This is a genomic window from Budvicia diplopodorum, assembly GCF_009800925.1.
Classification (GTDB): Bacteria; Pseudomonadota; Gammaproteobacteria; order Enterobacterales; family Enterobacteriaceae; genus Budvicia; species Budvicia diplopodorum.
In genome coordinates, this window is the sequence record NZ_WOYF01000001.1 from 345,936 (window position 1) to 366,260 (window position 20,325).

General features: G+C 44.6%; 13 protein-coding genes and 1 pseudogene. 3 read left to right on the forward strand and 11 right to left on the reverse strand.

From position 1 onward, the window contains the following. Positions 1–49: 49 nt before the first annotated feature. The 5 genes and pseudogenes from GVI43_RS01460 to GVI43_RS01480 form a co-directional block, all read right to left on the reverse strand. Positions 50–2,611 carry a fimbria/pilus outer membrane usher protein gene (locus tag GVI43_RS01460; RefSeq protein ID WP_159564674.1) on the reverse strand — a complete coding sequence of 854 codons (2,562 nt, stop codon included), beginning with the start codon at positions 2,609–2,611 and terminating at the stop codon, positions 50–52. A 72-nt stretch (positions 2,612–2,683) separates the two neighbouring features. Beyond that, complete coding sequence (locus GVI43_RS01465) at positions 2,684–3,361, reverse strand: fimbrial biogenesis chaperone (RefSeq protein ID WP_159564676.1); 678 nt, start codon at positions 3,359–3,361, stop codon at positions 2,684–2,686. Between the two features lie 395 nt (positions 3,362–3,756). Then, a complete protein-coding gene (locus GVI43_RS01470) occupies positions 3,757–4,278 on the reverse strand; it encodes a fimbrial protein (RefSeq protein WP_159564678.1) in 522 nt (173 codons plus the stop codon). A gap of 127 nt (positions 4,279–4,405) precedes the next feature. Next, positions 4,406–4,927, reverse strand: a complete 522-nt coding sequence (locus GVI43_RS01475; RefSeq protein ID WP_159564680.1) for a fimbrial protein — start codon at positions 4,925–4,927, stop codon at positions 4,406–4,408. 1,008 nt (positions 4,928–5,935) lie between these two features. Then, positions 5,936–6,093 (reverse strand): annotated as a pseudogene (locus tag GVI43_RS01480) (integrase core domain-containing protein); the annotation flags it as partial. Between the two features lie 1,339 nt (positions 6,094–7,432). Here GVI43_RS01480 and ptsG point away from each other — a divergent pair. Beyond that, positions 7,433–8,893: a PTS glucose transporter subunit IIBC gene (ptsG, locus tag GVI43_RS01485; protein WP_159564682.1), complete on the forward strand. Its 1,461-nt coding sequence runs from the start codon at positions 7,433–7,435 to the stop codon at positions 8,891–8,893. Between the two features lie 141 nt (positions 8,894–9,034). On the opposite strand, the gene tmaR is transcribed toward ptsG, so the two are convergent. The 3 genes from tmaR to gndA form a co-directional block, all read right to left on the reverse strand. Continuing rightward, complete coding sequence (gene tmaR, locus GVI43_RS01490; RefSeq protein ID WP_029094100.1) at positions 9,035–9,352, reverse strand: PTS system regulator TmaR; 318 nt, start codon at positions 9,350–9,352, stop codon at positions 9,035–9,037. A gap of 115 nt (positions 9,353–9,467) precedes the next feature. Then, positions 9,468–10,487: a UDP-glucose 4-epimerase GalE gene (gene galE, locus GVI43_RS01495; RefSeq protein ID WP_159564684.1), complete on the reverse strand. Its 1,020-nt coding sequence runs from the start codon at positions 10,485–10,487 to the stop codon at positions 9,468–9,470. 75 nt (positions 10,488–10,562) lie between these two features. Beyond that, positions 10,563–11,966, reverse strand: coding sequence for an NADP-dependent phosphogluconate dehydrogenase (gene gndA / locus GVI43_RS01500; RefSeq protein ID WP_159564686.1), 1,404 nt, complete (start codon positions 11,964–11,966; stop codon positions 10,563–10,565). Positions 11,967–12,387: 421 nt separating this feature from the next. On the opposite strand from gndA, the gene GVI43_RS01505 reads away from it, so the two are divergent. Then, a complete protein-coding gene (locus tag GVI43_RS01505; protein ID WP_159564688.1) occupies positions 12,388–13,965 on the forward strand; it encodes a TerC family protein in 1,578 nt (525 codons plus the stop codon). A 91-nt stretch (positions 13,966–14,056) separates the two neighbouring features. Here the strand turns inward: GVI43_RS01505 and asmA are convergent, their stop codons facing one another. The 3 genes from asmA to apbC form a co-directional block, all read right to left on the reverse strand. Next, positions 14,057–15,919 (reverse strand): outer membrane assembly protein AsmA, encoded by a 1,863-nt coding sequence (gene asmA / locus GVI43_RS01510; RefSeq protein ID WP_159564690.1) that lies wholly within the window; start codon positions 15,917–15,919, stop codon positions 14,057–14,059. Positions 15,920–15,964: 45 nt separating this feature from the next. Further along, entirely contained in the window at positions 15,965–16,546 is a 582-nt protein-coding gene (gene dcd, locus GVI43_RS01515) for a dCTP deaminase (protein ID WP_159564692.1), read from the reverse strand. 327 nt (positions 16,547–16,873) lie between these two features. Next, complete coding sequence (gene apbC, locus GVI43_RS01520) at positions 16,874–17,989, reverse strand: iron-sulfur cluster carrier protein ApbC (protein WP_159564693.1); 1,116 nt, start codon at positions 17,987–17,989, stop codon at positions 16,874–16,876. 292 nt (positions 17,990–18,281) lie between these two features. On the opposite strand from apbC, the gene metG reads away from it, so the two are divergent. Then, positions 18,282–20,321 (forward strand): methionine--tRNA ligase, encoded by a 2,040-nt coding sequence (gene metG / locus GVI43_RS01525; protein WP_159564695.1) that lies wholly within the window; start codon positions 18,282–18,284, stop codon positions 20,319–20,321. Positions 20,322–20,325: the final 4 nt, after the last annotated feature.

Sequence of the window (20,325 nt, forward strand, 5' to 3'; positions counted from 1 at the left end):
ATTTCACTGATAAGTAATGTTCAGCACAGCGCAACGGGTGGCTTCCCCCCTACTGACACGATGCATTCAGGATGTGTATGCCCGTTTCCGACGGCGTATCCGGTATACTGTAGTTAACCGCGCACTGCTGGGATGAGTCATCTCCCCACTTCACGTTTAGCTTTCCACTCGTATCCATTCCGCTCAAATAAACCTGGCCTTCTTCTCCTACAATGTTCGCATTATCACTGGTTTTATTCGCACTGACGATTGCACCAAAAGGAACAAACTCGCCGTTGCTTTGGCGTAAGGTCAGTAACCCCCGAAGACCAACGCTAGGGTTGTATTCAGCGCGAACAACCGCACCGCGAGTAGGCGTAACCATTTGGCTGGTCAGGGTCATATCTACGTCATCAGAGAAGGAGGTTGTATCCAGTGATACCACGTTTTTACGATATGCGGTGACGTAAGGAACCACGGCATATCCCCGCCAGTCGGTGCGAACGCCAACGCCGTTGGTTACGCCAATATTATCGGCGCCCGGCGCTTTCACCAGTGCGACCGTCTCACCCATGGATTGAGATAATGTTAAACCATTGGCATGTAACATCATGCCGCCTTCTAGGCCATAATTGACTCGGTTGATATTGCTATCATAGCTATATCCAACGTTAGCCCGACCATATCCACCCCGGTAATCTAGGCCCGCGTTACCGCTGTTGCCCTCGCCCTGACTGGTATAGCCTTGGTTGACGTTATAGGTAAGGTTATTATTTTTTAACAGACTACCGCTGACGCCAACATTATTGCTGGTCTTGCCATTACGGCTGGTGTTTAAACTGTAGTTGGCATAGCTATTGGATAGCCACGCATCTAACGGCACGCTGATATTCAGTGAGAATATATGGTCCGTGAGATGAGTTCGGTCACCGTCGCTATCAACACTATTTTTATTGTAAGAGTAATTTAGTCCGTAGCTAATGCCGGACCAGTTATTGCTATAGCCAAGGCTGGCCGATTGATTACTATTTTCATTCCAGTAATCTTCATCGATGTAGCTGATGGAAAAACTACCCAGACTTTCGCCAATGTCCTGACTTACCGACATCTCCTGCCGACTCTTTCTATGGTCATTGCGGCTGTCACCAATATAACGGCCATTGGTATAGCTATTTAATGTGTCCGTCAATGAATAGAAGCCTTCAGTAGAATAACGGTAGCTGGCTATTGCTAGGTTAGTGCCCGTTTCAATGAAGTTTTTACTATAACGAACGCGCCAAGACTGCCCTTCTTGTTCCCGATCGGGTAGATTATCGACGGTGGCTTTAGCCTGCTCCACATCCACAGACACCGCACCGATATAACTCATGTTCTTGCCCAGACCGAACATAACGGATTGATATACATTACCTGAAGCCTGTACACCACCATAGCCAGTCATCGCCCACGGCAAGCCATAAGCCATTGCGGCCTGAACAAAAGGTTTTTTATCGATGTCAGAACCAGAAGGTCTATATTCCCCACCGACCAGACTGTATTTAAACCGCCCTTCTCGTTGTAAAACAGGAACGGCAGCGTAAGGAACTAAAAAGTTCTGCTCAGTACCATCAGCCTCTTTAATCGTGACGTTTAAGTCACCGCTGCCCGCCGTTGGGTAGAGGTCGGTAATTTCAAATGCGCCGGGAGGAACATAGTCTTGATAAATCTGGTAGCCGTTCTGAGTAATAATCACCTGAGCATTGGTATTGGCAATACCCTTTACGATAGGAGAGTACCCCTGCATGCTGTCCGGCAGCATGCCATCGTCTGAGGCCATCATGGCTCCACGGAAAGGTACGCTATCAAAAATATCGCTTGGAGAAGTGCTATCGCCCATAACTAACTTGCTGTTCAGGGCAATAATATCCCGCTGAACATAAGTATTAATCGAATCCCAACGATCTTCACCGGCCCCATTCCGGCTCCAGGTTGAATAATTACGCAAGCGCCAAGCACCAAGATTCGCGCCTGAACGTAGGTTCAAATAATAATCATTACTATTCTGCCCATTATTATCTTTGCTCTGGTTGGAAGCACCGCTAAAACTATAATTGAGCAACAGCGCATTAATGCCCTGATCCAATTTATCAGGCGCAACGTAACCACGGGCACGAAGGTCTAGCGCCGCTTGAGGAATAGTTAGATTCAGACGCTGTTGACTAAAGTCGAAATATGCCGAAGCCATAGGAAGAGTTTGGGATAAATTGACGCACTGTTCATCCCCAACATATGACGATAGCGCTCTTGACTTAACGCCTAAAATCTTAAGTAGGTCAACACTCAGACAGGGCAACAGTGCATCTTGCCCTTCAGCATTTTTTTGCACTTCAAAATCAATATCTAGTGAGTCAATTTGCTCACTATTAAGAAAAAGGTCAACGCGATATTTACCCGGAGCCTGTGGACCATCCTGCTCAAATACCGTCAGATCCGTATCCGACAGAGCCTGCTTATCGAGTGATAATAGTGCCGGATTAAAATAATCTTTTGCGTACCCTTGGCTAATACTTCCCAATAATAAATTAAGGTAAAGTGCAATTAGCGTGAGTTTAGCGCCACGAGGACGATAAGGATAGCGTACGCCTCCAATCATTTTAAATTGCTCCTATCGAAAAAAAACAATGAAAATCCGCGTTTCACTGATAAAACAGTCATAGTCGTTAACTTATAAATTGCCAGCATATGGTTTAGTGACGCCGCCGAAGTCATTAATAATCGTCCAATTTAATGCACCGCTGCTTACATTCGCTTTTGTCTTAAAACTGGCCGTAGAATTAGGCGCCACCATAGAAACTTCAGGTAACGTAACGCCATTTAACTTAACGGAAAAAAAGGTGATGTAATAAGGGGTAGGATTAGTGACGCTAATTGAGTTACCTCGGCGCTGCCATGTTAACTTACCGGCTGCCTCTTCCAGAGTTCCGGTTACACCTTTAGGGCGATACAACAATTTAATCCGCGTTTTTACTGCAATTTGCAGCGAGTTATCCGTTTTCTCAGCAGAAGGAATTGATTTGATGTTTAGCCAAAAAAGAGATTCTTTATCTTCAGGTAAATTACCACCCGTACGAATTACGCGAATGACGTTTTCCTGCCCGCCACCGTTTAATCGAAATAAAGGCGGAGTGACCACAAAAGGGGGTTTACTGGTAACACCATCCTGATTATCAACCCATGACTGTATCAAATAAGGGATATTGTCAGGATTGGTGACGTTAATCGTAGACTCTTTCGCTTCCCCATTATAAACCAGACGAGTACCACCCACAGTGACGCCCGCCTGCGCTAATGTGCTCATGAAAATTAATAGTGCAGCAGTTAATGTTTTTAGGCCCATTTTCATTGTGTTACCCCTTAGAAATCATCGTAATAAAAGGTAAATCAGGAATGTAACATTACCTCCAGATTTAACTTCGTTAACTTATCAATTAAAATTGAGTTATTAACCTTGAGAATAGTTGAGAGTCAAATGAGCTACAACTGATTCATTAAAACGCTTCACAAAATATTAAAGATAAACAGCAACTAAATTAGCAACCAAATTGGTCTCACCTACCGCCACGTCAACTACTAACTGCGAAATAGTGGGAAGAAGAATCCAATGTATTACTTCTGGTAGTCAATGGAGCCTATGTATTAGATTCTGTGCCAACTCATTCTTCTCTACATAGAACTACAAAAAGCCTGAAGCAATTATCAGGCTAGATTTCTATTTATTTAAAATTACACAAAGTAAGATTAAGGATAAACTAGGGTAAAGTTAGCCATTGAGTTGGCTGCACCTGCCGTCACTGTCGCTGAAGTAGAAATATAATAGGCGGTAAAATCTAAGCTGTTACTACCGACAACCAAAGGTTTTGCAATAGTATCAGAGCCTAATACAACGATATTGCCCAAGCTATCTTTCATCTGTACGCCAACACCAACTGCTCCGCCGGCGGCTATGCTCAAAATATTATTAGTACCTGCAGCGGTAGTCCCCTCAAAACGAACAGATACGCCTGAAGCACTTACTGCAGCGGGGCAATTGTCCAATTTTAAGCTGAACGGCATAGGCGTTGAGGTATTACCGGCTGCGGCAAATACACCCTTAGCAATCTTACCCAAATTCACGTTCAGATTCTGGCTAGTGCTTTGCACAGTACAGGCTGATTCCAGAATAGCTCCTGCAAAATTCACACTACCATCGCCAGCCGCAACGGCTGAACCACTTAATACTGCACAAGCTAACAATGCTGAAGCAATAATATTCTTTTTCATATCCATTTCCTTTATGTATGACGCGATGTCATTCCTCTTTATTTATTACAATTTATTTACAACAATGTTTTAGCCTGACATTGTTATCAGGCTAATTCTTAATTTATTAAAATTACGCGAGGGAATCTTAAGGGTAAATAAGGGTGAAGTTAGCCATTGCGTTAGCGGCACCGGCCGTCACTGTCGCTGAAGTAGAAATGTAATAGGCAGTAAAATCTAAGCTGTTACTACCGACAGTCAAAGGTTTTGCAATAGTATCAGAACCTAATACGACGATATTGCCCAAGCTATCTTTCATCTGTACGCCAACACCAACTGCTCCGCCGGCGGTTATGTTCAAAATATTATTAGTACCTGCAGCGGTAGTCCCCTCAAAACGAACAGAAACGCCCGAAGCGCTTACTGTAGCGGGGCAACTGTCCAACTTTAAGCTGAACGGCATAGGCGTTGAGGTATTACCGGCTGCGGCAAATACACCCTTAGCAACCTTACCTAAATTCACGTTCAGGTTTTGGCTAGCGCTTTGCACTGTACAGGCTGACTCCAGAATAGTTCCTGTAAAATTGACTTTACCATCCTGAGCCGCCATGGCTGAACCACTGAATACTGCACAAGCTAATACTACTGAAGCGATAATATTCTTTTTCATACTGATTCTCTTTACTATTCCTATAATATAAAAATTCGGTCCTGAATTTGTATATACTGCAAATAACTCAGCACTTTCACATAAATTTAAAGATGTTCTTACATATTAGTAAGAACGATATATAGCGGCGGTAGTAACATTTGCTTCTGTTATTCCCTGCTTACTAGATATAAACAACCAATCCACCTCTGCCTGACACATTATTCAGTGTCGAGGTCCAGAAAAACTTCTCACACATACCTATACTTGGTTATATCATCATATAATGATTGTATAAGAAGTTAATGGTGCTGCGTTTAATATTCCAACTGCTTAATTACAGGCGGGAATATACTATTAAAAATATAAAAAAACAAACTAACAAGATAATAATCTCGATCTTAAACATTGAGTTAACAATAGACACAATACGTTGTAATTATTGATTATTTTAATTATCCAGAAAGAAATAATTGAAGATCACTATCAAACTAATTGATAGAAAGCACAATTTGGATAAAAATAATTAATCAATAATAATGCATAAATATACAATATGAATAGTGCATAAAACCGACAAATCCAGATAAAAACCACAAATGTGTAATGATAAAAATCAATTAACTACATAAAAATACAGCAATACTACTTAATAATTAGCCGCAATAGCTCTGCAAGGAGTCACACCCCAAAATTTAAATAACTAGTCATTATTGGAATAATGACAATTAAATTAGTCTTATGAAGAAGAAAATAAATAAAAAACACACGATAAAGAACAAAAAAATAACATATTCACCTAATTAGAATTAGGTATCACAACCAAAAACAACTCTTTATTTAATATCAAATTATCTTAGAAAATTATATTTCATTATAAAACTAAATTTCATCAACTTATGGCGCCAGAAGTAAGCTGCAGAGGCACTCCGTATTAGTTCCATGTACTCTTCGAGCTCCTAACCTAATGCTTCATCGACCGGCATCCTTCTGGCATCAGATTATTTCGCAACTATGAAACATTCATCTGTTATATTCGGCTAGCCACTTTTCTGTTATTTCCCGAACTTTATTCAGCATTATGAACAGATATCCAGTATTTCTGTCCGGTAAATCTGGTTAAATCTCTCGATAAATGCATTCTGCATCGGCTTACCTGATTTGATAAATTCAAATTTCACCGAATGGATACGGCTGGTTGTAATACGATCCAGCACCCTGATGGCCCGCAGTAGGACGAGGCTTCGGATATACCGGTCTCAGATCAGACATTTTTACAATACGTTCGGCTTTAAAAGACTTCAGTACAGTAACGAGCGGGTGTTCGGTGAACCATGCATTTCACATAGCGATCTCCTTCATTGGCACGGCCAGTATGCTGGAATATCTCTAAATGTGAATGAGTCTGTTTTACGGGATGATTACAGTAGGTGTAGCTATCGCGACTGGATCTGAGACTTGATAGTGATAACGGGAATAAGAAAGGTCAGCATATCAACTATAGCCGATTGCTCAATTTATTTGCAGACGGTATTTACTCCTAATGTGTTTTCTACAGCTTTAACACCGAGTAATTGCTCAAAGAATTGGAAAAGCGCCACGTTAGCAATACGAGCAGGTCAGCAGAATCTTGTTTAAACAAAAAAGCCCTGACGTTGCGCCAGGGCTTTTAGGTTACTACATACTTTGAATTTAACATTAATTACTTCAATAATTGATAACTGATACTATTTACTAGATGTACGCGTTCATTAAGAGAAAAATTAAGTATTTGTAGCGGACAATTCCTCCGATTGATTGACTTAAACACATAATTTCTACACGTCTAAACAATTATTTTAGTTTGTCGATTGGCTGACTCACTAATTTAGTACACCACCTACGCGCGATATGCTTTAACTGCATGACCTTACATTCGTCGCGATATTCTAGATTAACGTTACAAACCCCACTAATCGCGAACATTTACTACAACTTCAAGGCCTTTATCACGCTATTTTTCGTTCCCGTTTCGCGATGATACTCTCAACTACGTAGCCCGACTTCCATCACGATGCTATTAACTGTCCCCTATCGTGATTTTGTCCAATTAACATTGGTTAACTACGGGGCCTTTATCGCGATAACTTACTATAACACAGACGCATTACAAATCACCTGAGAGGCTGATTCCATCTGCGTTATAGTCCAATTTAACCCTTTATTTTCACTTGTCAATACTGTTTTTAAACACAGTGAATTATTTTATCAATTCCTACTTTAATCACCCCGCAGGCAGCCTCTGTAGCACCATGTATCCTTTACTATTTTGGTGAATTTAATTTAGTCGACTACACTCATCAAGTGAACGCAATCGATAGTTGTAATTTAAATATAATTAGCAAATTGTGATCATAATCACCCAATGTAATATCTATTTATTTTAGGCTGTAAAATAAATAAACCTAACTGAATTACAAACGTATTCTAGGCGAATTTTAAATACACAGATTTCATCAAAACACACGTGCTCTGGAGCTTTTTTCCATGTTTAATAATCTCTTTGCTAATCTGCAAAAAGTCGGTAAGGCCTTAATGTTGCCTGTATCCGTCTTACCTATTGCAGGTATATTACTCGGCGTTGGTGCAGCCCATTTTAGTTGGCTACCAACAATCTTATCTGACGTTATGGAAAAATCCGGTAGTTCTATATTCGATCAGATGCCTTTATTATTTGCCGTTGGCGTTGCGTTAGGTTTCACTAACAACGATGGTGTCGCAGGTTTAGCGTCCATCGTTGGTTATGGCATTATGATGGCAACTCTGGGCGTTATGGCTGGAGTATTGGGCGTTGATAAAATAGATACCGGCGTGCTTGGCGGTATCTTAGTTGGTGGACTAGCTGGCTATCTGTTTAATCGTTTCTACCGCATCCAGCTTCCAGATTATTTGGGCTTCTTTGCCGGAAAACGCTTTGTTCCTATCATCACCGGCTTTGTCTGTATTGCCTTAGGCGTAGCGCTTTCGTTTATCTGGCCTCCGATTGGAAAAGCAATCTCTGCATTCTCACAGTGGGCTGCCTATCAAAACCCGGCGCTGGCATTTGGTATCTACGGCGTCGTTGAACGTTCGTTAATTCCTTTTGGTCTGCATCATATTTGGAACGTTCCGTTCTTCTATGAAGCAGGTCAGGCTTGCATTATTGATAATAAAGTTGTCTCTACCATTATTAGTGAATCCATCTGTAAAGCAGAAAATGGCCGTTGGATTACCGGCGAAATCCAACGTTATCTGCAAGGCGATCCGACGGCAGGTAATATGGCTGGCGGTTACTTATTTAAAATGTGGGGATTACCAGCAGCAGCGGTTGCCATGTGGCACACGGCTAAGCCGCAAAATCGCGCTAAAATTGGCGGTATTATGATATCAGCAGCGCTGACATCATTTTTAACCGGTATTACTGAGCCAATTGAATTCGCCTTCATGTTTGTAGCGCCAGTGCTGTACGCTATCCACGCCTTATTGGCAGGTTCAGCCTATGTGGTCGCTATACTGTTGGGTATGAAGCATGGAATGACCTTCTCCCACGGCGCAATTGACTTCACGCTGTTCTATCACTTATCAACTAACGGCTGGATGTTCTTTATTGTCGGCCCAATTTACGCCGCGTTGTACTACACCATATTCCGGGTAGCGATTATCAAACTTAATCTGAAAACGCCGGGCCGTGAAGACGATACGCCTAAAGATGCAGTCAAAGGCACCAGCACTAATATGGCTGCCGATCTGGTTGCCGCATTTGGCGGAAAAGAAAATATTACCAATCTTGATGCCTGTATCACCCGCTTACGCGTTGGCGTTGCTGACATTGCCCGGGTCGATCAGGATCAATTGAAGAAGCTAGGAGCCGCCGGCGTTGTGGTTGCGGGCTCAGGCATTCAGGCCATCTTTGGAACCAAATCAGATAACCTGAAGAGTGATATGGATGAGTATATTCGCAATAACTAAGACAGCGAATTTCATCTGACTGATGACAATGCCGTGGCGTTAAACCCACGGCATTGTTACATTCGTTATCCGATACTTATTGAATATCATAAAAAAAGCCTCGTATAAACGAGGCCTTTCAAATACCAATCAATTATGCCGTTACTTAACGTCAGCTTTAGCCTTCATGCTTTGAGAGATATCACGACGCTCTTTTGACAGTTCAGCGTTCTTGATAATGTACTCATCAACGCGCTCTTCATAATCGCTTTTCATGTTTGCGATGATGGCCTGAACGTCTTCAATGCTCATACCCTGCTTGATATAGTCGCTTAAGTTTTCCAGCAACAGAACTCGTTTTTGGTTATCACGAATTTTCTTTTCGTTATCCACAATATCACGCTTCAGTTTATTTTTACGGCGGGACAAACGGACATATTCCAGTACGTTTTGAAATGAAGGTTTGTTCACGTTTTCCATCATAATACCCTTACTTAAGAAATAAGAAATCTTGGCTGATTTAATCAAAAAAGCTATACGTGATAGTACGTAACTAGCGCCTTAACTGCCACTGAAATGATAGCTTTCTACGATATTATTTAGCGGCGTAACCGTTAACGTTATTACGCTGCCAGTTCCAGGTATCGTTCATCATTGCGGTTAAATCACGCGTTGCCTGCCAGCCTAGCTTTTCCTTCGCTAAAGAAGGATCTGACCAATACTCGGCAATGTCACCAGCCCTGCGGGACACCACCCGATAAGGAATTGAGGTTGCTGAAACCCGCTCAAAAGCTTTTATCATCTCCAGAACAGAGTACCCAATTCCGGTACCTAAATTATAGGCGTTAAAACCACGGTGGCTGGACAATACATCGAGCGCATTCAGATGCCCCTCAGCTAAATCCATGACGTGAATATAGTCCCGCACGCCGGTACCGTCTTTGGTCGGATAGTCGCCGCCAAACACCGATAGCTCGGCCAGTTTCCCGACCGCAACCTGAGAAATATAAGGCAATAAATTATTAGGAATACCGTTAGGATCTTCACCAATAAGCCCCGATTCGTGGGCTCCAACCGGATTAAAATAGCGTAGCGTAATGGCAGTAAAATCAGGTTCAGCCCGAACGAAGTCTTGCAGGATCTGCTCAACCATTAGCTTCGACGTACCGTAAGGATGAGTCGTGCCGCCCACCGGTGCATTCTCAGTAATAGGTATCGCTTCAGGCAAACCATAAACCGTAGCAGAAGAGCTAAAAATAATATTTTTAACGCCAGCATTGCGCATCTCTTCCAGCAGCACTAACGAACCGGTGACGTTATTCTGATAGTAATCTAATGGCTTAGCCACCGATTCCCCGACCGACTTCAGCCCGGCAAAATGAATCACGCTATCAATGTCATGCTTAGCAAAAATTTGTTGTAAATCGTTGCGATTAAGAATATCGCCCGGATAAAAGATCGCTTTCTTACCCGCCAGCAATTCAACCCGTTCCAGCGCAACCGGCGATGAGTTAGACAAATTATCTAATATGATAACTTCATCTCCACGCTTAAGCAGAGACAGGACGGTATGAGAGCCAATGTAGCCCACGCCGCCGGTAACTAAAATAGCCATTACGCTTATTCCTTTCGTTCGTTACTGACAAAAAATCCGGGAATTCCCGGATTTTTTTATATTACGTGAAGTCTATCATTCCATCCATTCAGTATGGAATACGCCGTCTTTATCAGTGCGCTTATAGGTATGAGCACCAAAGTAATCACGCTGGGCCTGAATCAAATTAGCCGGTAATACGGCGGCACGATAGCTATCGTAATAAGCAATAGCCGCAGACAGGGTCGGTGTAGGAATACCGTGCTGTACCGCATAAGAAACTACGTCACGCAGAGACTGCTGATATTCATCGGCCGTTTTCTTGAAGTAGCTGGCCAGCAGCAAGTTGGCAATACTGTCATTCTCAGCATAAGCGTCGGTAATTTTTTGCAGGAACTGAGCGCGGATAATACAGCCCGCACGGAAGATTTTAGCAATCTCGCCGTAGTTTAGATCCCAGTTATACTCATCTGACGCTGACTTAAGCTGAGCAAAACCTTGTGCATAGGAAACAATTTTGCCCAGATAAAGAGCGCGACGAACTTTTTCAATAAATTCGGCTTTATCACCGCTGAAAGCCTGAGTTTTAGGACCAGAAAGTACTTTAGAAGCGGCAACGCGTTCGGTCTTCAGCGCCGATAAATAACGGGCAAACACTGATTCAGTAATCAACGATAGCGGTACGCCAAGATCTAAAGAGCTTTGGCTGGTCCATTTACCGGTACCTTTTTGCGCCGCTTCGTCCAGAATTACGTCAACTAAGTAATGACCGTTTTCATCTTTCTTGCGGAAAATATCAGCGGTAATTTCGATCAGGTAGCTATCGAGTTCACCTTTGTTCCATTCGGTAAAGGTTTCAGCCAGTTCAGGGTTAGATAAACCAACTGATTTAAGCAATGCATAGGCTTCTGCAATCAGCTGCATATCACCGTATTCGATACCGTTGTGCACCATTTTAACGTAATGGCCCGCACCGTCAGAACCGATATAGGTAATGCATGGCTCATCTCCGACTCTGGCGGCAATTTTTTCCAAAATTGGAGCCACCAGTTCATAGGCTTCTTTCTGCCCGCCCGGCATGATTGAAGGACCTTTTAACGCGCCTTCTTCACCGCCGGAAACGCCGGTTCCAATGAAGTTAAGGCCTAAGGCCGACAGCTCTTTATTACGGCGGATAGTGTCTTTGAAATAGGTGTTACCGCCATCAATTAAAATATCGCCCTTTTCCAGATAAGGTTTGAGCGAGTCAATGGTTTTGTCCGTTGCTTCACCGGCTTTAACCATTAACAGGATACGACGTGGTTTTTCTAACGAACTAACAAACTCTTCAACGCTGTGGCAAGGAACCAACTTCTTACCCGGATTCTCTGCAATCACCTCATCGGTTTTATCGCTGGAACGGTTAAAAATAGAAACGCTATAACCGCGGCTTTCAATATTCAGTGCCAAATTACGGCCCATAACCGCCATACCAACGACACCGATTTGCTGTTTAGACATAGAGACTCCTAGCTGAGACATAACATTCACCCGATAGAAATGCGCAAGTGAACAACTAATTTATAACAAATATGATAACGCACGAGGGTCACAATTGGTATGACAGAAATTATGATTGCAGAAATCGCTATTGTTGATGATAAATAGCGGCATCAGGTCATTTTTGCAATATAACAATGCTGACACCCCCTTAAATAACCCATTAAAATACAAACAATTAATATTAACCTGACGGTAGCCACTCTTGGTAAGCCGTTTTATTCAACAGGTTACTGGCTAAAAGGTTGTTTTACACCAGATTAGCCAGCAATTTGGCCTCTGCAATGCGGAAGGCAGATACAAATTATTGTCGTGACCGCATTTACACCATACAATTATAGAGCAGCACGTGCTGTTTAACCTGAAGGTAACCACCTGACTTATGGAATGGATCGCAGATCCAACAATTTGGGCCGGCCTGGCAACGCTGGTTGTGCTCGAAATCGTTCTGGGAATAGATAACCTTATTTTTATTGCCATTTTGGCCGATAAACTTCCCAGAGCTCAGCGCGATCGGGCTCGCGTAGTAGGCTTAACCTTAGCATTGTTAATGCGCTTGGTTCTGTTAGCCAGTATCTCATGGCTTTCCACTCTAACTGCCCCACTCTTCAGTATTTTTGAGCATACCTTTAGCGGTCGTGAACTTATCATGCTCGCCGGAGGGGTGTTCTTGCTATTTAAAGCCACCATGGAATTAAATGAGCAGCTAGAAGGAAAGGATAACGATCAGCAGACCCAGCATAAAGGTGCAAAATTCTGGCCGGTAGTTGCTCAAATTGTCGTCTTGGATGCCGTATTCTCCCTTGACTCAGTCATTACCGCCGTCGGTATGGTCGATCACCTTGCCGTCATGATGATTGCCGTCTGTATTGCGATGGGTTTAATGCTGTTAGCCAGTAAGCCGCTAACGCGATTTGTAAACGCTCACCCGACCATCGTCATTTTATGCCTTAGCTTCTTACTGATGATCGGCTTTAGCCTCGTGGCCGACGGCCTTGGCTTCCACATTCCTAAAGGTTATCTGTATGCCGCAATTGGTTTCTCAATTCTGATTGAGGCGTTTAACCAACTGTCGATATCTAATCGCCGTAAGTTTTTGTCATCTAACTCCCCACTTCGCCAACGCACCGCGGAAGCCGTTCTGCGCATGTTAAGCGGTAAACACGAAGAGGCCGAGCTAGACGACCACAGCGCTAACCTTATTGCAGATAAACGAGGAGACGAACTGTTTAACCAACAGGAGCGTCACATGATTGAACGCGTATTAGGTTTAGCCCAGCGTTCAGTCGGCAGTATCATGACCTCTCGTCACGATATTGAAAATCTTGACTTAAGCGATACTGACGAAGATATTCGCCTCATTCTGCATAAAAACCAGCACACGCGTTTAGTGGTCTCGGAAGATGGTTCCGTAGATGAACCTTTGGGCGTACTTCACGTCAACGACCTGTTAAAACAGCAGTTAGAACAAACCGGGCTGGATATCCGCTCACTGGTCAAACAGCCGCTAATATTTCCAGAGACCGTTTCATTGCTCATGGCGCTGGAGCAGTTCCGCCGGGCTAAAACCCATTTTGCCTTTGTGGTCGACGAATTTGGTTCCGTCGAAGGTATCGTAACGCTGACTGACGTAATGGAAACTATCGCGGGTAATCTGCCGGTCGATGGCGAAAATATTGATGCCCGACACGATATTATTCACGAAGAGGACGGGAGCTGGATTGCTAACGGCTATATGCCGCTGGACGATTTAGTGCTCTATGTTCCAATAGATATCGAAGAAAAGCGGGAATATCACACGCTGGCCGGGCTATTAATGGAGCATTCACAGCGTATTCCTGAAGTCGGTGAACAGCTTAAAATTGGTAACTGGCTCTATGAACCGCTGGAAGTATACAGCCACCGGTTATTAAAAGTGCGTATTACCTCGCTGATTAAACCCGAGCCGGAAGAAGAATAGCTTTAATCAGTTCTATCCAATAAAACGAGTAAAAAGAGGAGCCATTTGGCTCCTCTTTTATCTTTATCGATTAATCTCGAACCTCAGCCTATCAAAGCAGCTTATCTAACAGCTTCTTAGCATCCTTCGACTCTTTCTTGTCCTGATTCTTATTAATCCACTTATCGATAGCCTGACCCATTTTATCTTTGATCTGGTCGCGCAGAATTTGCTCTACGTTCAGCTGGTAGTTCAGCTTACTCCACGGGCCGTAAATACGCAGAGGGATGGTGGTATTTTGCAACATCTTAATCACATCGGATTTTCCGCTCCAGCCTTGGGTCACCCGGATGTTCAAATTCATATCACAGGATTTACCCGGTAAATCTAGTGACCCCGTGCCGGCAACGGTTAACAGCTCAGACTCACCGTTCAGACGAGTAACCTTTATTTGCCCTTGGCTAAATACCGTATCAACCACCAGCTCTTTCACTTCAGTATAACGATCGTAATGCTCTTTACCCTGCACATCATTATTACTGCGCGCCACCGCCTGCTGGATAATCTGTTGAATATTAAGCCCACGCAGACGAGCCTCGATAACGCTGATATGAGCGTTACCCTGCCAGCCCCGCTGAAGGTCTAAAATATCATGGCCGCTGCTGCTAAAGGTGCCCTGCATCGATAGTTGGCCGGTTAACGTTTCCGGATATTTCATCGCTGTTATTACTTCGCCTAAAGCAATATTTTGTATCCGGGGCTTGATCGTTACCTGAGGCGTTTTCCCACGACTATCAACGGTACCCGTTACGTTAACTGCGCCGCCCGCCAGCTTAGCCTGTAAATTCTCTATCGTTGCCATGCCCTGTTGGTTATTCGCCTCTAGTACCACTTGGCGCACAGCGATACCTTTGTAGGTCAGGGTATCAACATTAACGGACAGCGAACCATCGAACTGTTTTAAGAAAGTCAGATCGGGCGACTCAGAAAGGCCGTTTGCCGATGACACGACGGGTGAAGGCAACTCCCGCTCGGTTTTACCAGTAGATTGAGTATTGGCATCAGAGACCAAAAAGAGCTGGTCAAGATTAATGCTATCTGACTGGATCTTCACGTCATACTGAGGGACATCGCCTAGCGATGCAGAAATATCGGCCGTAATCTGGTTGTCATTAAATGTGGCGGTAAACGGCGATAAATGCACGCTTTGCGGTGAGCTCAAATAGGCCAGCTTAAATGCGCTATTCCCTTTGATCCCGTCAACGGGAACACCGGCACCGCTGAGTTGATAGTCAATATCGCTAATATCGAGATTGATCTCATGAGGAAATTTATTCAGATCTAAAGCGCCATCAAGAGAAAATTTCAGCTCTCGCTGATCCCGGCTAATCCAAGCTTTAGCCGTTATATCTGCCCGGCGAGAGTCGGTACGGGAGAGGGTTAAGTTAATATCTCGAACGTTAATAACATCGTTATCACCACGTTGCCACACCAGCAAGCTATCAGCGACTTCTATTTTATCAAGCTCCAGCGACCAGGCTGAAGCAGAGGCATGAACCGGTGATTTACTCTGACTATCGCTTTCATCTGGGGCTATGGGGGCATTATCGGAACGCTGGGGCCGACTATCAGGAATCAGTTGAATCACACCGCCTTTAAGCACGACGTTTTTTACCGAAAGTTGGTGTGAGAGCAAAGGCAGTAATTCAACGTCTAACCGCATATTTTCAGCGCCAAGAATCGGCGTTTTCGCTCCCGGCGCAGTTAGCGTTACTTGGCCAGCTAAAATACTCAACTGAGGCCATGCATGCCAGCGCAGATCGCCGTCAATCTTCAGTTGATAACCGGTTTTATCCTCAACTTTTTTCACCATATAACCACGAAAATCATTCGGATTAACCAATAAAACTAGCGCACTCATTCCGGCAATAACAACAACCAGAAGAATCGCTAATGCGGTTAAAAATCGTCTCATGACATAACGTCCTCAATGGATAACAAGCCTAATCCGTTCATTTTTTCAATCTTTATCAATGCGGCTGGCATCAGCACCCTGTTGGCCTTTATATTTAGCATCTTCACGGCGATGATAAGGCCGAGCTGCGGGGCCGCTCAGTGGTTCAAAGCTCAGTGCTCCAATCAACATTCCCGGGCGTAACGCCAGCGGAAGTTTGCCCGAGTTATAAAATTCCAAAACAATTTTACCCTGCCAGCCCGGGTCGATGCGATGAGCGGTAACGTGCACCATTAAACCAAGCCGGGCCAGGGATGAACGACCATCGAGCCAGCCAATTAAATCATCAGGAATAGACACCGACTCAAGCGTAACGGCTAGCGCTAGCTCTCCGGGATGTAGGAAAAATGCCTCATCTCCGGTCAAAATAATTTCATCACTCATCACCCGATCTAGCGCGGCAGAGACCTCTTCTTTTGGCCCGCTCAGGTCTATATAAGGTGCCGCATGACCCAGAAAAACGCGGAACTGGTTACCCAATCGGACATCAACCGTAGCCCCACTAATCCGTTCAATTGGTGGGCGGGGAGTAATCGCCAGCTTACCGCTATCAAGGTAAGCTTCAATATCCCGATCGCATAATCTCATCCGGTACGTCTCCTGTATTGATCTGGTTATAACAGCTTATGGCTTAGGATTCTAAATCATTGGGCGACTAAGTTAAGCCAGACCAATTATTAATAAATACAAAAACTAACGTCAGCCAAGAGAGTTCACCTCTCCCACTTATAGTATATCTACAGAAATCATAAGTTTTTTATCCGATATGATGATTATCAAAAAATATCTCGGATAAAACGCACGGCAGCGAAAAACTAAGGCTAAGTATATGATTTTAAGAAGGCGTACGCCAGACTAAAACGCTGGCGTACGGAGGGAAACCCAAATGATTGATCATCCGAATTTCAACGCTATTTACAATAACGTTCTGATATTAATTTCTGATGGAATCGCGTTGCCTTGCCAGTACATTTCAGCCGCTACACGCCCGGCTAACTGACGATACATCTCACTAAAGTCACTCTGAGGGTTAGAGGCAACCGTAGGCTCACCACGATCTAAGTCTTCACGGATACTGATATGTAATGGAAGCTGGCCCAACAGCTGACTGCCGTGTTTCTCAATCAGTTTAACCGCCCCGCCGGAACCAAAAATAGGTTCCTGATGCCCGCAGTTGCTACAGACATGCATGCTCATGTTTTCAATCACGCCTAATACCGGCACGTGAACTTTTTCAAACATGATTAGCCCTTTCATCGCATCGACTAACGCCACGTCCTGCGGCGTGGTCACAATAACAGCACCGGTAACCGGTATATTTTGTGACAGCGTTAGCTGAATATCACCGGTTCCCGGCGGCATATCAATGACAAGATAATCCAAATCAGGCCAAAGGGTGTCCTGAAGCAGCTGCAGCAGCGCCTTACTGGCCATCGGGCCACGCCATACCATCGCGTTGCCGTCTTCCACTAGGTAGCCAATCGAGTTAGTTGCTAAACCATAAGCCATAATCGGTGCCATATGTTCACCGTCCGGAGAGGTCGGGCGTTCATTAACGGTACCTAACATTGTCGGAATGGAAGGCCCGTAGATATCCGCATCCAAAATACCCACTTTGGCACCTTCAACCGACAGCGCTAACGCCAGATTAACCGCAGTGCTCGACTTACCCACCCCGCCTTTACCAGAGCTAACGGCGATAATATTTTTGACGCCTTTCACTGCGGCCTGATCGTTAGCCCTTTTTAAGGTGGCGATATTATGGTGTAAACGCCACTCGACCGACTTAACGCCGGTAGCCTCGATCAACGCTGCCGTTTTTTCAGCTTTTAGCGTTTCAAAACCGGATTTCCACACAAAGGGCATGTGTAGTTCAATATGCAAAACGTCGTCTAAGATGGTGCAATGATGAAGCGCCCGAAGCTGGCCCAAATCTTTGTTTAACGTGGGGTGGGCGAAAGTGGCAAGTAATTCTGTCACCCGATGGTTTAACGCCTCTGGCGCCGTTGGCCCTTGGGATTGCTGGCTCATCCCTACTCCTTAATATTATCAGTGATTTTATTGATGATTGTTAATGACAACATATCGCCTTCTAGCATAACAGATGGGTGATAAAAACGCGTAAGCGGCTTTTTTGCATCGCCAATCTCGTTATAGTGGACCTTTTGCTTCAAAAACCAAAAAAGTATCACCGCAATATCCGCGGCAGAGTAACTCAAATTTATTGCATCAACCCCGAATACACCCTAGCCGAGTCAGACCCAATCGGTTAACATCTGCAGTTCCCATAAGTTAATCACTCAAAAAAGATAAGACTCTAACTATGACGCAAGTCGCGAAAAAAATGTTGGTGACCTGTGCGCTACCATACGCAAACGGTTCAATTCATCTCGGTCATATTCTCGAGCACATTCAGGCAGATATTTGGGTTCGCTTTCAACGAATGCGTGGACACCAGGTTAACTTTATCTGTGCGGATGATGCCCACGGCACCCCTATCATGCTTAAAGCTCAACAGCTTGGCGTGATGCCGGAGAGCATGATTGACGATATGAGCCGTGAACACCAAAAAGACTTCGCGGGGTTTTCCATCAGTTATGACAACTATCACTCAACGCACAGCGACGAGAACCGTGAGCTATCCGAACTGATTTATGGTCGATTAAAAGCTAACGGATTCATTAAAACACGAACTATTTCTCAGCTATTTGACCCTGAGAAATCAATGTTCTTACCTGACCGTTTCGTTAAAGGCACCTGCCCGAAATGTAAGGCTCCGGACCAGTACGGCGATAACTGTGAAGTCTGTGGCGCAACTTACAGCCCGACGGAGCTTATCGATCCGCGCTCGGTGGTGTCCGGTGCGACGCCCGAAATGCGCGATACAGAGCACTTTTTCTTCGATCTTCCGTCGTTCCAAACCATGCTACAGGCATGGACCCGCTCCGGTGCGCTACAAGAGCAGGTCGCCAACAAAATGCAGGAGTGGTTTGAGTCCGGGCTTCAGCAATGGGATATCACGCGTGACGCTCCTTACTTTGGCTTTGAGATCCCGAATTCGCCGGGCAAGTTCTTCTATGTCTGGCTGGATGCGCCAATTGGCTATATGGGCTCGTTTAAGAACCTGTGCAATAAGCGCGACGACCTGAGTTTTGATGAATATTGGAAAGAAGGCTCCACTGCCGAGCTGTACCATTTTATCGGTAAAGATATCGTTTACTTTCACAGCCTGTTCTGGCCCGCAGTATTAGAGGGTAGCCAGTTCCGTAAACCGACCAACCTGTTTGTTCATGGCTATGTCACGGTTAACGGCGCGAAGATGTCTAAATCTCGCGGCACCTTTATTCAGGCCAGTACCTACCTGAAGCACTTAGACCCTGACTGTTTGCGTTATTACTATGCGGCGAAGTTATCATCGCGCATTGATGATATCGACCTCAATCTGGAAGACTTTGTTCAACGCGTTAACGCCGATATCGTTAACAAAGTCGTCAACCTCGCCTCCCGCAATGCGGGCTTTATTACTAAGCGTTTTGACGGCCAACTGTCGGCTAAACTGGCAGATCCTAAGCTGTACCAAACCTTTACTGATGCGGCCAAAACCATTTCAGAATGCTACGAGCAGCGCGAGTTTAGTAAAGCTATTCGCGAAATTATGGCGCTGGCCGACATAGCGAACCGCTATGTTGATGAGCAAGCTCCGTGGGTAGTGGCGAAAGAAGAAGGCCGGGATGAAGATCTACAGTCCATCTGTTCGATGGGGATCAATATGTTCCGCGTTTTAATGACCTTCTTAAAACCTGTTCTGCCGTCGCTGTCAGAACGTGCTGAAGCATTTTTAAATCAGGAACTTCACTGGGATGGCATTCAACGGCCATTGCTGAACCATAAGGTAAACGGTTTTAAAGCGCTGTTTAACCGTATTGAGGCTGATAAAGTAGCCGAAATGGTTGAAGACTCTAAAGCCGATCTAGAAGCGGCTCAGGCGCCAAAAACCGTGGCGGTTGGTGCACTGGCTGACGAACCGATTGCTGATACTATTACCTTTGACGATTTTGCTAAGGTCGATTTGCGCGTCGCGTTAATCCAGCGGGCGGAAGAAGTTGAAGGCTCGGACAAGCTGCTTAAATTGACGCTAGACCTTGGCGGTGAAACCCGGCAGGTGTTCTCCGGCATTAAGTCTGCTTATCCCGATCCTAAAGCGCTTGAAGGCCGCCTGACCGTGATGGTTGCCAACCTCGCTCCACGAAAAATGCGCTTCGGCATTTCACAGGGCATGGTGATGGCCGCAGGCCCCGGCGGTAGCGATATCTTCTTACTGACGCCGGACAGCGGCGCTCAGCCGGGAATGTCGGTAAAATAAGTTG